Raw genomic sequence first — 13,450 nt, 5'->3', positions numbered from 1 at the left:
CGGCCGACGACCCGACCGGCCCCGCTGGGCCGGGGGAGTACGACCTCAGGCGGTCGACAATCCTCGTCAGGCGGTCGGCTTCTCGTCGCCGGGGGTCACCAGCACGACCCGGCGGCGGCGGGCCGTCAGGACCAGGACGGCACCGGCAACCACCACGGCGGCGCCGACACCACCGAGCACGCCGGCCTGCACACCGGTCACCGGCAGTCCACCGCCGGAGCCACCGTCCGCGGAGACCACCACGGCGAACCCGTCGACGTTGTCGCTGGCGTCGACCTCGTTGACGCCGGCCTCCTTGGCGCTGATCATCTCCACGTTGTCGGGGAGCGCGCCAGCGGCACGGGCGTTACGCGCGTTCGGCGAGGCCTGGCCGAGCGCCTCGGCGGTCCACGAACCATCGGGCAGCGTCACCGGCGCCTCGACGTCACCGCTGACGATGATCGGCCAGTAGAAGGCCGCGACGTAGTCGTCCTCCTCGTTCATGCTGCTCGGGTTGAGCACCAGGGTCCCGTACTCGCACGTCGCCTTGCGGTTGTCGGCGCTGTAGGTGCATTCGTCCTCCTTCTCGGCGAACGTCACCTGCTCCGGCAGCTGCACGGTGACCCGCACGCCGTTGGCCGTGATGTCGCCCCAGTTGAAGACCTGTCCCGAGACGATGGTCGTGTCGCCGGCCCGCAGCTGCCGCGACTCTCCGCTGTCTGGAAGCGGCGTCTCCTTCACGTCCGGCACCCACACGCCGAGGTCGACGCCGCTCTCATCGCTGTAGACGACGTCGACGGTCTTCGAGTTGTTCGCCTTGTTGGTGTCGTCAGGGGAGTTGATGGTGAAGGGCACCGGGAAGGTGTACGCCGGCCTGGGACCCCCCGCCTGCTCGAAGGCGAACACCGCGAGTTCGACCGTCTCACCCGGTCCCGGAATCAGGCTGCCCTTCAGCTCGCAGGTCCAGATCACCGGCCCGTCCTCGGATTCGGCACCACAGTCGGCGTCCGGGCTGGTCTCGTGAAGGAACGGGTTGACCAGCACGAGACCCTTGTCGAGATCGACGGCGGACAGATCTGCCGTGATCGACAACTCGCGCGGGGTGTTCGCGCCCTTGTTGGCGATCTTCGCCCAGCCAATCTTCCAGGGCGTCAGGTTGTCTCGAACGTTGGCGGCGACCTTCGTGCCGACCACGGTGAGTTCCAGATCGGTCTCGGTGCCGGCGGCGTACGCGGGCGCACCCAGTGCGGCGGCGGTAGCCGCCAGCAGGACCACTGCGCCAGCGCGCGCAAGGGCACAGGTACGGAATTTCATCGGAAAAGCCCCCGGAGATCAAGAAAGACGACCGGGGAACCCTAGCGATCGGCGCCGGCTACCGCCACCCCATCAGGGCGAACGGTCCGTCGCCGCCAACCGCTGACGCTCAGTTGGCCAAGCACTGCTCCGGCTCCGCCCGGGGATGGGTTCTCGTCCACCTTGTCGTAGCGCAATCCGGGTCGGGTCAGTTGGTGCGTTGACGGGCAGTGGCCGGTTCCGGGTGGTCCGCTCCGGGCGGTGCCGACCCGTAGAGCGCCTGGTCGACCAGGGGCTCGACGATCGACGCGTCGAAGGGCACCCTGAGCACGAGCAGCCGGTGGTAGCAGGCACCCCACAGCTGGTCCACGATGACGTCGAGGTCTGCGTCCTCGCGCAACTGACCCTGTCGCTGAGCGATGCGCAGACGCTCCCGGGCGAGCTCGCGCCGGGGCAGCGCGTAGCTCTCCGACCAGGCGCGGGCGAGGCTCGGGTCCATCTGGGCGGCGCCGACGAGTTCGGATACGGGCTTCTCCGCGCCTTCGTCCTTCAGCCATCGGACGAACGCGCCGAGCTGAGTGACCAGGTCGGCGCGCACGTCGCCGGTGTCGGGGAACTCCAGTACCCGTCGGCTCTGGGCGAAGTAGGCCTCGGCCGCGAGCGCACCGGGCGTCGGCCACCACTTGTAGAGGGTCGTCTTGCTGGATCCCGCTTCCGACGCCACGCGGTCGAACGTGACCGCTTGCATGCCGTCTCGCAGCAGGATGCGTCCGGTCGCCGTGAGCACCTCGGCGCGTACCTCTGCGGCAGGCCGGCGACCTCGGCCCCGGCGTGGGGCAGGGCTCTCGGACATTCGCCACCTCACTTATGGACGGCTAGTCCATTTCGGCGTACCGTCGTATGTGAACTGTTAGTCCACATCCTATCGAGGGCTCAGGTCATGGCTAACAACGCCGGACGCGTCGCGCTCATCAGCGGCGGGTCCGGCGGCATCGGCAGGGCGAGCGCCGCCGAAACCCTCGCCGCGGCCGTTCCACTATCCGGTGGCCGGACGGCCCGATCTCGGCGAGCTCACATTGACGACGATAGTTATTGGTACGAGTCCGCTCTGACCCGGTCGGGTCGAGGTCTCTTCCAAACTGGCCGTGAGGTGGCCGGGCTGAGCGGGTGCTCGTGCCGTACCGGGTGCGGCGGCGGCCCGGATCGGGCCCGACGATCGCCGAGACGATGCAGTACGGGACGGGGGTGCGGTGACAGATCCGGACCGCCTCGTGGGGCGCGACCAGGAGCTGGGATTGCTGGCCGCTGCCGTCGGTGAGCTGGCGCGCGGGCGGGGCTCGGCGATCTGGGTCGAGGGCGAGCCGGGCGTCGGCAAGTCCACGCTCGTCCAGGCGGGTATCGCCGCGGCCCATGGCCTCGGTTGCCAGGTGTTGTGGGGTACGGCGGACCAGTTGTCGCAGCGTTCGCCGCTCGGGGTCATGACGAGCTGTCTGGGCATCCGGGTGCGGTCGCCCGACCGGCGGCGCGCCGAGATCGCGGAATTCCTGCTCAGGCGCGGCCCGGGGCTCTTCCGCGATTTCGACGTGGCTTACGCCGCGGCGGCCGAGATGCTGGTCGCGTTGGTGGACGAGCTGTGTACGGCGGTACCCACCGTGCTCGTGATCGACGACCTGCAGTGGGCGGACCCGGCGTCGGTGACGGTCTGGCAGCGCCTCTGCCTGGCCGTCGAGCAGATGCCATTGATGCTGGTGGGGGTGTGCGGTCCAGTCCTGCGCCGGCCCGAGGTGGTCAATGTCCGTACCGTGGTCAGCCGGCGCGACCAGACCGTGATCACACTCGAACCACTCACCGACGCCGACACGGCCACGTTGGTGGCCAGGCTGGTCGGAGGCCGGCCAGGCCCCAACCTCGCCCGCTGGGTGGCCGCCGCGATGGGCAACCCGCTGCACCTGTGGGAACTGGTCGAGGCGCTGCTGCGGGAGCGGATGATCCGGGTACGGGGCGGCGTCGCCGACCTGCCCGATGACGAGGCCGACCGGGTGCCGGTGTCCCTGGCGGACGCGCTGAGCGGCCGGTTGAGCTTCGTGCCCGACCTGGCGGTCCAGGCGCTCGACACTGCCGCGATGCTCGGTCACGAGTTCGCCGTGACCGAGCTTGCCACGCTCGTGCGGGAGCCGGTGCCGGTGCTGTCGAACGGCCTGGGGGACGCCGTCGCGGCCGGGATCCTGGTGCGGTCGGGATCGCGGATGGCGTTCCGGCATCCCCTGATCCGGCAGGCACTCTACGAACGCATGCCGATGCCCGTACGCGCGGCTCTGCATCTCGACGCGGCGCGCGTGCTCGCGGACGCGGACGGTGACCCGCTGACGGTCGCGCAGCAACTGCTCGCCGCGGATCAGTTGGGCGACCGGTGGGTCCGCGGCTGGCTGTTGGCGGCGGCGCCCGCGGTGGCCGCGCGCGCTCCCGATGTCGCGGCGACGCTGTTGCGACGGGAGCTCGGCCGGTCGCCGTCGGCGGCCGGGGACCAGGCGCCGGTGCTCGCCGCGCTTGCCCGGATCCTGCTCGGGATGGGCCGCCACGAGGAGGCGGCGTCGCACGCCCGGCGGGCGATCGCGGTGTCGACCGGGCCGGAGGACCGGGGTGAGATGTACTGGGTGCTCACCCGCGCGCTGATCGGTGGCGGCCACACCGACGAGGCCCTCGATGCGCTACGGGACGTCTTCGGGCGGCCGGGGCAGCTCGGCTCCTGGCATCCCCGGCTGCTGGCGTCGTCGGCGATGGCGCTGCGCGCCAGCCGGGGTGACCTGGTGGCGGCCGATGCCGCGGCGGCCGAGGCGCTGCGCACGGCCGAACTGTCCGGCGACGCCTACGCCATCGGGTACGCGCTGACGGATCTGTGGATGACCGAGTCGGTCCGGCGGCGGCACCGGTCCGCGCTGGAGCGGGTGGACCGGGCGCTGCGGGTGCTCGGCGACGAACCGGACCACGCCGACGTGCGGATGTTCGCGTTGCACGCCCGGGTGTTCACCCTGCAGAACCTGTGCCGGTGGGTGGACGCCGAGGCGGCGGAGCGGCTGACCCGCCAGGTCGCCCGAGAGCCGGGCAACGCGGTGGGCGCGGCGACCGGGGTGACGGCCGCGGTCCTGCTGTACTGGACGGGGCGGTGGGACGACGCGATCGCGGAGCTGAACTCGGTCGACGAGGACGGGCCCGGGATCACGTACGCCGGACTGCGCGAGCGGGGACCCACGGTGCTGCGGCACGGGGTGGCCGCCCTCCTCGCCGTCCGGCGGGAGAACCGGACCGCCGCGTCCGAGCATTTCGCGGCCGGTTCGGCGTTCCCGGTGGAGACCCCCGCGGACCGGGAGAACCGGGACTTCCTGCTGGCCGCTCGGGCGTTGGCCGCCGAGCGGGACGGCGCACTCAGGCTCGCCGTGTCCACGTTCGGCGAGATCCTGGACCGGCGTCCGGGCGAGATGACGCTGATCCACCAGTGGCTGCCGGACCTGGTACGGGTCGCGGTCGCCGCCGATGATCGCGCTGCCGCCCGGAGTGCGGTGGAGGTGAGCCGGCGTGAGGCCGCCACCGAGGCGGAGCCGTGGCGCGCGGACGCCGCCCGGCTGCGCTGCGAGGGGCTGTTCGGCGACGATCCGGCCCTGGTGACGGCGGCGGTGGCCCACTACCGCGCGGTTGGTCCGGCCGTCGATCTGGCGGGCGCGCTGGAGGATCTCGCGGTGGTGCTCGCCGACCGGGACACCGCCGCGTGCCGCGCCGCGCTGAACGAGGCGGTCGAGCTCTACGCCGGGTTCGGCGCGACCTGGGACATCCGCCGCACCGACGCCCGGCTGCGGCGGCGGGGCATCCGGCGTGGCGTTCCGGGCGCCCGGACGCCGCGCGCCGTCGGCGGTTGGACGGCGTTGACCGACACCGAGCGCCGGGTCGCCTTGCTGATCGCCGAGGGCCGGTCCACACCGGACATCGCGTCGACCATGTTCCTGTCCCGGCGTACCGTGCAGACGCACGTCTCCCGCGTACTGGCCAAGCTGGAGCTGCACAGCCGTGTGGAAATCGCCCGGGAGGTCCATGCATTGACGTACATCGATGGATAGAGCCGCGTCGGTTGCCCGATGTCCACCGTTGGGGGGCCGGGCACGCTATAGCGATGGCGATGAATATCAACCCCCTGCACGTCGTCCGCGTTGAACTCGACGGACGCTCTCAGCGAGTCGTCGTCCACCGTTCACGAGCCAGCCGGCCGCTGGCCGCCTGGGTGCCTCCGAGATCCCTGGCCATGCTGTTCGTCCTCGCCCTGCTGGCCGTCTCCGGGGCCGTCGGCCCGGCCCGTCCCGCCGCGGCCGCGACGACGATCCCGTCCACCGCCGCCGAACGGGCCGAACTCGCCCGGTGGTGGGCGCCGGTCCACTTCCAGGACGTCGACACCACCGGCGAGACCTCGTTCGGTGGCGAGTCCGACTACATCACGTCGTACGACTTCGACGGCGACCTCAACGGCCGGAACAACTGGGAGAACGCCAGCGAGTACCCGTTGGCGGCCCACGTGTACTACTCGGTGGTCCAGACGCCGAGCTTCACCTACCTGATCTACATGTACTTCCACCCGCGCGACTGGGCGGACGGCGCTCTCGACGACTACGAGGAGGACGCGACCGAGCACGAGAACGACGCCGAAGGCGCCCTGGTGGTCGTGGCCAACGACGGCTCCGCACACGGCACGCTCAAGGCCGTCATCACCGTGTCGCACAGCAACTTCTTCTCCTGGGTGCCCGAAGGCAGCGACTTCTCCAGCGGCGCCGAGGATGTCGACGGCGTGATCGCGACGACGAGCAGCCCGCACGACGATGGTCATCAGCGTCCGTGGACGGCCCAGCAGGCCGGCACCCACGCCGCGTGGGCCATGGGTGCCAGTCGGACGCCCTCCACGGACCTCGGCGACCAGTACCGGAACGGCGACGGCATCCTCTACTACCCCGGCTCCACCGCCGAGGTGCCCGACGGGCCCAACGACCGGGACGTGCAGTACACCCTGATCGACATCTTCGCCCCGGACGGCATGTGGAACAACCGGAACCTGACGACGTTGTTCGCCAAGCCGGACAACTTCGCCGGCGACGACAGCGGCAACCCGTACGGCAACGCCTGCGGCGAGGGCGGGGTGGTAGGACCGGCGCCGGGCGCCTGCCCCACCGACTCCGCCAACCCGGCGTGGGCCTGGGACGACGGCGACGACCTCCCGGGACGGGGATACCTGGCCACCAACCCGGCCGAACTCGTGCACAACTACTTCGACTGGCCAGGCCGGCCCGACGCCGCCGACCTCGACTACCGCTGGAACGCCTACAACAGCGTCACGCCGCCCGACCCGGTGCGCAACGGCGGGTTGGGCGACCCGATGGAGGTGCACACCGGTGGCGACGACGGCGGTGTCAAGCCGCCGACCGGCGCTCACCACACCTGCCGGCCGGACGGGCTGACGCCGACCGCGGGCGTGGACACCCCGTACTGCGAGGTCTACGACTCCGAGGGCCGGGAGTGGCTCGGCCAGGGCCGGTCCCGGCGGGTGATCGGCTACTTCAACGGTGGCCGCACCGGCGCCGACGGGATGCCGTACTACCTGGTCAAGAACATCCCGTGGTCGAAGGTGACGCACATCAACTACGCCTTCGCACACATCGACAACAACCGGATCTCCGTGGGCGCCGCCGGCTCGACCAACCCGGCCATCGGCATGACCTGGCCCGGCATACCGGGCGCGGAGATGGATCCCAGCCTGGGGTACCAGGGGCACTTCAACCTGCTGACCAAGTACAAGAGGCTGCATCCACGCGTGAAGACGCTGATCTCGGTCGGCGGCTGGGCCGAGTCCCGCGGCTTCTACGCGATGACCACCAACGCCGACGGCACGGTCAACCAGGGCGGGATCAACACCTTCGCGGATTCCGCGGTGGACTTCCTGCGCGAGTACGGCTTCGACGGGGTGGACATCGACTACGAGTACCCGACCGTGCTGGACGAGACGGGCAACCCGAACGACTGGGACGCGGCGCGGTCCCGGCGGCCGGGACTGCCGGCCAGCTACGCCGCGCTGATGAAGACGCTGCGCGAGAAGCTGGACCGGGCCGCTGTCGCGGACGACAGGTACTACCTGGTGACGTCCGCGTCGTCGGCGTCGGGCTACCTGGTACGCGGCATGGCGAACCAGAAGGCCCTGCGGTACCAGGACTTCACCAACCTGATGTCGTACGACTTCCACGGCACGTGGAACGACGTGGTCGGCCCCAACGCCCCGCTCTACGACGATGGCAGGGACGTCGAGCTGAAGGACCTCTACGAGACCCCGGAGTACGACGGCCTCGGCTACTTCAACACCGACTGGGCCTTCCACTACCTGCGCGGCGCGATGCAGGCGGGGCGGATCAACATCGGTACCCCCTACTACACACGGGGCTGGCGGGGCGTCAACGGTGGTGAGTCCGGCATGTGGGGGACGTCGGCGGGAACCGACTGCCCACCCGGCACCGGCATCGTGCGGCCGTGCGGCAACGGCGCCGTCGGCATCGACAACATCTGGCACGACAAGACGGCCGAGGGCGAGGAACTGGGTGCCGGCGTCAGCCCCATGTGGCACGCCAAGAACCTGGAGAACAACGTCATGCCCGGGTACGCGAACAACGTGGGGCTGACCCCGGACGACGACCCCTCCGACGAGATCAAGGGGGAGTACGTCCGGCACTGGGACGACACCACGAAGTCCTCCTGGCTGTGGAACGACAGCAAGAACGTGTTTTTGTCCACGATGGACACCGGGGGCGTCGACGCGATCGCCGACTACGTGATCGACAAAGGCGCTGGCGGCGTGATGATCTGGGAGCTCGGCGGCGACTACGACTGCCCGGCGAACGTGACCGGCCAGAATCCCTGCCGCCTGGGCTACACGATGACCAACAAGCTGCACCAGCGGCTGGCTGGCGTGGGAGCGTACGGCGGCAGCCGCAACACGGGCAGCTCCGTGACGATGCCGTCGGCGGCGATCGACGTCACGGTCGACCTGGTGGAGTACGGGTCCACGGCCACGGACCTGTGGCCGATGCAGCCGGCGCTCCGGATCACCAACAACACGGGCGTCACCATCGGCGGCGGCAAGGACGTCGCGCTCCGCTTCGACCTGCCCACCTCCACACCGCCCCTGGTCAAGGACGGCAACTGGCAGACGTGGGAGCAGGGCGGCAAGTGGCAGGTGGAGGCGGGGCACACCGGCCCCAACGCCGGCGGCGGCCTGCGCGGCGACTTCCACCGGGTCGGCGTCAAACTGGACTACTGCCAGATCATCCCACCGGGGAAGATCCTGGACATCCCCATCATCTACTACCTCCCGGCCACCGGACCGGTGAACACCGCGCTCACGGTGGGCACCCAGCGGTTCGCGCTCCTGTCGGAGCACAACCGGGGATCGTCGCAGACGCCTCCACCGACGGGCGGCTGCTCCGCCCCGGCATGGGACGCGAGCAAGGTCTACAACCCGGCGACCCAGCCGATCGAACAGACCACCGTGAAGTACGGCGGCATGGTCTGGCAAGCCAAGTGGTGGACCCAGGGCAACGTCCCGGGTACCGGACCGGACGCCGACCATGAGCCGTGGAAGCTGGTCGGTCCGGCGAACTGACCACCAGAGATCGGGGCGCCCCCCAGGTCGCGAAAGCGACCTGCGGGGCGCCCCGATTCGCTGCGCGGTCGCGGTCGCGACCTCGGTTGCTCTCTCCCCGGCCGAGCCGTGGCTCAGCCCAGTTTTCCGACGATCTCCGCTACGTCGCCCGGCACGGACAGGAACGGCGCGTGTGCGGATTCCAGCGTCACGACGGAGGTGGGATTCTCCGGGAAGGCGGCATCGGCTTCCGCGATGAGTACCCGCTGGAGGGCCGGGCGGATCGCCATGTCCCGGGTGCAGACGACGTACGTGCGGGGGACGGAGCCCCAACCGTCGCGGGTCAGCCGGGTGGTGCCGCGCATCATGCTGACCGGGGCGTCCGGGGTCAGCAGGCCCAGGGCGGCGTCGGCGACGACCGGGGCGACGTCGCCGTAGAACGCCTCGCGAAGCCGCTGCCGATAGGCGGGGTCGTTCGAGGCGAGGTCGAGCCGCAGCGCCCCGGTCACCCCGGAATCGCCCCGAAGGGCGGGCAGGACCAGCGCGTCCGCGTTCTCCGGCAGCGCGAAGTACCCATCGGCCGCCTTGCCGGAACCGGGCATGATCGCGGCAAGGTACACCGCGTGCGCCACCAGTTCGGGAACCTGCTGCGCCGCGCGGGTCAGGACGGCGCCGCCCATGCTGTGGGCCAGCACCGTGACCGGAGCGCCACGGCCGAGCCCTTCGATCTGGGAGATCAGCAACTCGGCCGCCTGGTCGAGGTCCACCTCCGCCACCGGCGAGACCTCGGTGGCCAGCGCGTCCGGATCGAACGGACGCATGCTCAGGCACTCGGGCCGACGGGCGCGCAGCCCGTGCCCGGCCATGTCGACCGCCAGGGTCGGGCGGTCGTACGGCACGAGGTGGGCGATGACCTCGGTCCAGCACCAGGCACCATGCCAGGAGCCGTGCAGGAACAGGATCGGGGTCGACCTGGGGGACATGGCCACTCCTTCGAGATAGGGGTTGCGGTTGGGTGAAACGGCCTGCGGCGACGCGTCGCCGTACGCCGGAAACCAGACGACGCCGGAAGGGGGCGTGGGCGACACCGTCAACGCCGCAGCGTCCCCGGCCGGCCGCCGGCGGACATCCGGCAACCGACGCGGGTCCATCCATCAAAGATCATCGATATATGACGCTGTCGCGGGATCACCACCGCGGCTGCGCAGCTCAAGCCTGGCCAACGCGATCCCGTCGCGCTGCTCCGTGTGAGGTCGCTTCCGGCGGTGGATCGATCGGGGCCGTCTGGCAGTGGGCCCGCCAGGCCATCACCGCCTACCGGGTCACCGTACGGTCGTGTCCGTAGCCGCCATGGGGAACTCCTGGATGCCGAGAACTAGCAGCAGGTCAAGCCGCTCGCGGGTCTCGGCGTCGGCCGGGCTGAGCACCAGCAGTTGCTGGCCCAGGTCGGGGGTGACCAGGGTTTCGCAGTCCATGAGCAGGCGGCCGATCCGTGGGTGCACGATGGTCTTGCGGTCGATGCGGCGGACCGCCACTTCGTGTTCGGCCCAGAGTCGCCGGAAGTCGGCGCTTGCGGCCTGCAACCGCTGGACGAGTCCGGCAGGCGGTGCCGCCGGGCGCGGCGCGCGGCGACCGATACCCGTCCGCGTTCATGTCCAGCCTCGGCGTGGGGAACTGAGAGTCCCGGCCCTCCGGCGGGGCCCGCACCGGCGCGGGTCCCGCCGGAGGTCCACGAACCCAACTCGTTCACGAGACCGCCTTCGCCCTCCTCAGCGTGGTCGACGGCCTCGCGTAACCTGGGAGGTTCGGCGGACAGGGCTCAGGAACCGCCGGCTCGTGCGGGCCTACCCGGGCTCTCCGTTCGCCTGCTGCGCCTGTCTGCGCCAGGTACGCCGCAACTGCTTTGCCTTGTGCGAGTCGGGCCACATCACGACGTACCGCTGGTCGTCGGCGCGTTGGAGCGCTTCTGCGACACCGGGCCCGCCAATCCAGTCCAGCACGGCCGGCAGGGTACTTCGCCAGCTCACGCCCACCGGCAACTGCTCCGGCATCGGCTTGGTGGCGTTCGTGGACTCTGCTTGCCGGTTTCCGCTCCGGCCGGCGACGGGACGCGGCGGCGCTGGTACGTCCGGCACGGCTATCCGAACCGGTCAGCGAGCTTCGTCAGCCTGGTGACGTACGCCGGCCAGTCATGGTCGTGGGGGATGTTGCTGTTCTCCCGCTGTAAGCCGATCGCGCCGTCGTGCTGCTCGCGCATGATGTCGGCGTGACCGGCGTGACGGGCGAGGTCGCAGGTCACGTGGATCATGATCCTGTGCAGCGTCACGTCCTGTCCATCTGGCCGCCACCACGGCACCTGCCCTGGCGCGTCGAGGGGTAGCTGGTCGATCGTCTGGTCCGCGAACACCGCCACGCGGCGATACAGGTCGATCAGCCCTTCCTTCGTCTCGCCCTCTCCCGCGTACCAGTCTGCCTGCGGGTCCTCCTCGAACGCCTGCATGGGAACCAGGTCCTGAGGCGTCGGGAACTCGCGCCCGAATGTGGGCCCGAAGTAGCCGGCTTCGACATTGAGGCAGTGCTTGAGGACTCCCAGCAGGTTGTTGCCGGTCGCGGTGCGGGGCAGTCTGGCCTCGCGTTCGCTCAGCCCGTCGAGCTTCCAGATAAGGTCGTCCCGAGTCGCTTGAAGGTAATGGTGCAGCGCGGCCTTCGGGTCGCTGAGATCAGCCATGCCCACCAGTCTTCCTCATCCGCCCGAGCCATTCGGGTGAGGTGTCGCATGCAAGATCAGAGCCTGCAAGATCAGAGCCTGGCGGGGCGCGGGTGGCATCCCGATCTGCCGCCGAGCGGGCGCGGTGACGGGTCGGCTACAGGTCACAGGGTGACAGCTCCGGCCGGCGTGTGGGGCACGGTCATGTCAAGATCAGGATGGCTGCGGAGCCTTCACAGCTGGGACGATGGGGGAATGGTTGGACTTGACGGGGACCTCGGCCATGAGGTGGCGGACCTGTTGCGCCGGTCGACATCGAGCGTCGAGGCAGAGCGGCGTGCAGCGATCACAGGTCTGGGAACAATGGTGCGCCGATTCCGGCCGCGTGGCGCTGAGCACGAGATGATCGCATCGGCGCTCGTGCGGGCAGCGGATGACACCGTCCCCAAGGTTCGAATCAGGGCAGTTCGCGGTCTGTGTGCCCTGCCTTCGTCGCTATCCGTTCCAGTGTTGACCATTTCCATCACAGACGAGGACTACGCCGTGCGCGAGGCGGCGGTCAGAGCGCTTGTCCAGGTCGAACCCGACCGTGCGGTATCGGCACTTGTCGCCGCCGCGCGCGACGGCCGAGCTTCCGTCAGGTGCTCGGCATTGACTGGACTGCGCGCCATCCGAGTGATTGACGACTCGACTCTGCAGGTTCTGACAGAGTGCCTGGCGGATAGGAACTCATCGGTACAGGGCGCGGCAATGTCCACGCTTCGAGTCGTCGCGACCCGATCATCGCAGCTGGCCAAGGCGGTAAACGAACTCGCGCGCCATGGCCTCTCCGACACAAGCCCTCGGCGCCGCGAGATCTCCATCGAGTTGCTTCGCCAGCTTGGAGCGCCAGGTCACCGTGAGCGTTGCCTTGCGGCACTGACTGATCCGGACCCCGTCGTCCGGCAACGAGCGGAGCGAAGCCTGAGACGTTGATCTTCAGCATTCGATCGCGTACGCACATCTGTAGCCGCTGATCGGCGGCGCCCAGCCGACACGCCTTGACCTCAACCAGGCTTCAGATGCTTCACTGTCGGCCATGAATCTGGACGGTCTCCGCGTCGCTATCACGGGCGGCGCACGTGACACGGGACGGCTGCTGGCCGAAGCCTTCGGCGAGCGCGGCGCGCAGATCTTCCTCTCGGCCCGCGACCTGGCGGCCGCCGAGGATGTCGCGCACGCGATCAGTCAGCGGGGGCCAGGTCGGGCCGATGCGTTTCGCTGCGACCTCGCCGTAGCGGACTCGGTGCGCGCGTTCGCTACGGCCCTGGCCAACCGGACGACACACCTCGATGTGCTGATCAACAATGGTGCCGCATACATCGAAGGTGACGACCTGGGAGACTCTTCGGACGACAAGATCGAAAGCGTGATGGCTGCGGGCGGGACCGGCACCGTGCTGTTGACCAAACATTTGCTGCCGCTGTTGCGAGCATCGTCGCGGCCCGACATCGTCAACATGATCTCGGCGTGCGGCGAGGTGGGGCACCGTCATTCTGCCGCGCATCCAGCGTTCTACGCCGCCAAGCATGCCCATGCCGGGCTCGCTGAGATCCTGTCGCACCGGCTCCGACCAGAAGGAATCCGGGTGATTTCCCTGTTTCCGCCGGACTTCGTTCAGGACGGGCCGCGACACGTGAACGGCGACCTCACCGCGCGGTCGGTCATCGACTGCGTGCTTTTCGCGGTCGGCCAACCACGAGACTGCTTCATTCGCGAGTTCCACTTCGAGCAGGTACAGCGGCCACACCCCTGAGCACTCACCGATCCTG

The 13,450-nt window shown here is 69.7% G+C and carries 10 protein-coding genes; 4 read left to right on the top strand and 6 right to left on the bottom strand.

Annotated features, from left to right (window positions below):
- Window positions 1-66: 66 nt before the first annotated feature.
- Both ACFP2T_RS38995 and ACFP2T_RS38990 read right to left on the bottom strand, forming a co-directional pair.
- Complete coding sequence (locus tag ACFP2T_RS38995; RefSeq protein WP_377431342.1) at window positions 67-1,293, bottom strand: hypothetical protein; 1,227 nt, start codon at window positions 1,291-1,293, stop codon at window positions 67-69.
- Window positions 1,294-1,480: 187 nt separating this feature from the next.
- Window positions 1,481-2,125, bottom strand: a complete 645-nt coding sequence (locus tag ACFP2T_RS38990; RefSeq protein ID WP_377431340.1) for a TetR/AcrR family transcriptional regulator — start codon at window positions 2,123-2,125, stop codon at window positions 1,481-1,483.
- 397 nt (window positions 2,126-2,522) lie between these two features.
- On the opposite strand from ACFP2T_RS38990, the gene ACFP2T_RS38985 reads away from it, so the two are divergent.
- Together ACFP2T_RS38985 and ACFP2T_RS38980 are read left to right on the top strand one after the other, a co-directional pair.
- A complete protein-coding gene (locus ACFP2T_RS38985; protein WP_377431337.1) occupies window positions 2,523-5,381 on the top strand; it encodes an ATP-binding protein in 2,859 nt (952 codons plus the stop codon).
- A 53-nt stretch (window positions 5,382-5,434) separates the two neighbouring features.
- Window positions 5,435-8,953, top strand: coding sequence for a glycosyl hydrolase family 18 protein (locus ACFP2T_RS38980; RefSeq protein WP_377431335.1), 3,519 nt, complete (start codon window positions 5,435-5,437; stop codon window positions 8,951-8,953).
- 113 nt (window positions 8,954-9,066) lie between these two features.
- On the opposite strand, the gene ACFP2T_RS38975 is transcribed toward ACFP2T_RS38980, so the two are convergent.
- The 4 genes from ACFP2T_RS38975 to ACFP2T_RS38960 form a co-directional block, all read right to left on the bottom strand.
- Window positions 9,067-9,915: an alpha/beta fold hydrolase gene (locus ACFP2T_RS38975; RefSeq protein ID WP_377431333.1), complete on the bottom strand. Its 849-nt coding sequence runs from the start codon at window positions 9,913-9,915 to the stop codon at window positions 9,067-9,069.
- A gap of 339 nt (window positions 9,916-10,254) precedes the next feature.
- Window positions 10,255-10,515 (bottom strand): MmyB family transcriptional regulator, encoded by a 261-nt coding sequence (locus ACFP2T_RS38970; protein WP_377431332.1) that lies wholly within the window; start codon window positions 10,513-10,515, stop codon window positions 10,255-10,257.
- Between the two features lie 261 nt (window positions 10,516-10,776).
- Window positions 10,777-10,932, bottom strand: coding sequence for a hypothetical protein (locus ACFP2T_RS38965; RefSeq protein ID WP_377431330.1), 156 nt, complete (start codon window positions 10,930-10,932; stop codon window positions 10,777-10,779).
- Window positions 10,933-11,069: 137 nt separating this feature from the next.
- Window positions 11,070-11,660 carry a DinB family protein gene (locus ACFP2T_RS38960; RefSeq protein ID WP_377431327.1) on the bottom strand — a complete coding sequence of 197 codons (591 nt, stop codon included), beginning with the start codon at window positions 11,658-11,660 and terminating at the stop codon, window positions 11,070-11,072.
- On the opposite strand from ACFP2T_RS38960, the gene ACFP2T_RS38955 reads away from it, so the two are divergent.
- Together ACFP2T_RS38955 and ACFP2T_RS38950 are read left to right on the top strand one after the other, a co-directional pair.
- The gene (locus tag ACFP2T_RS38955) at window positions 11,622-12,614 is read left to right on the top strand and encodes a HEAT repeat domain-containing protein (RefSeq protein WP_377431325.1); all 993 of its coding nucleotides are present in this window, start codon (window positions 11,622-11,624) and stop codon (window positions 12,612-12,614) included. The two genes, ACFP2T_RS38960 and ACFP2T_RS38955, sit on opposite strands and share 39 nt — an antisense overlap.
- A gap of 103 nt (window positions 12,615-12,717) precedes the next feature.
- Window positions 12,718-13,434 carry an SDR family NAD(P)-dependent oxidoreductase gene (locus ACFP2T_RS38950; protein WP_377431322.1) on the top strand — a complete coding sequence of 239 codons (717 nt, stop codon included), beginning with the start codon at window positions 12,718-12,720 and terminating at the stop codon, window positions 13,432-13,434.
- The last annotated feature ends 16 nt before the right edge of the window (window positions 13,435-13,450 follow it).

The organism is Plantactinospora solaniradicis (genome assembly GCF_042658085.1).
GTDB classification, from domain to species: domain Bacteria; phylum Actinomycetota; class Actinomycetes; order Mycobacteriales; family Micromonosporaceae; genus Plantactinospora; species Plantactinospora solaniradicis.
The sequence above is the reverse complement of the archived record's forward strand: the minus strand, read 5'-3'. Positions and strand labels throughout refer to the sequence as shown.

Bases quoted from the DNA above. Each gene is read 5' to 3' on its own strand.
- ACFP2T_RS38995 (WP_377431342.1), bottom strand. From the start codon at position 1,293: ATGAAATTCCGTACCTGTGCCCTTGCGCGCGCTGGCGCAGTGGTCCTG.
- ACFP2T_RS38990 (WP_377431340.1), bottom strand. From the start codon at position 2,125: ATGTCCGAGAGCCCTGCCCCACGCCGGGGCCGAGGTCGCCGGCCTGCC.
- ACFP2T_RS38980 (WP_377431335.1), top strand. From the start codon at position 5,435: ATGGCGATGAATATCAACCCCCTGCACGTCGTCCGCGTTGAACTCGAC.
- ACFP2T_RS38975 (WP_377431333.1), bottom strand. From the start codon at position 9,915: ATGTCCCCCAGGTCGACCCCGATCCTGTTCCTGCACGGCTCCTGGCAT.
- ACFP2T_RS38955 (WP_377431325.1), top strand. From the start codon at position 11,622: ATGGTGCAGCGCGGCCTTCGGGTCGCTGAGATCAGCCATGCCCACCAG.
- ACFP2T_RS38960 (WP_377431327.1), bottom strand. From the start codon at position 11,660: ATGGCTGATCTCAGCGACCCGAAGGCCGCGCTGCACCATTACCTTCAA.
- ACFP2T_RS38950 (WP_377431322.1), top strand. From the start codon at position 12,718: ATGAATCTGGACGGTCTCCGCGTCGCTATCACGGGCGGCGCACGTGAC.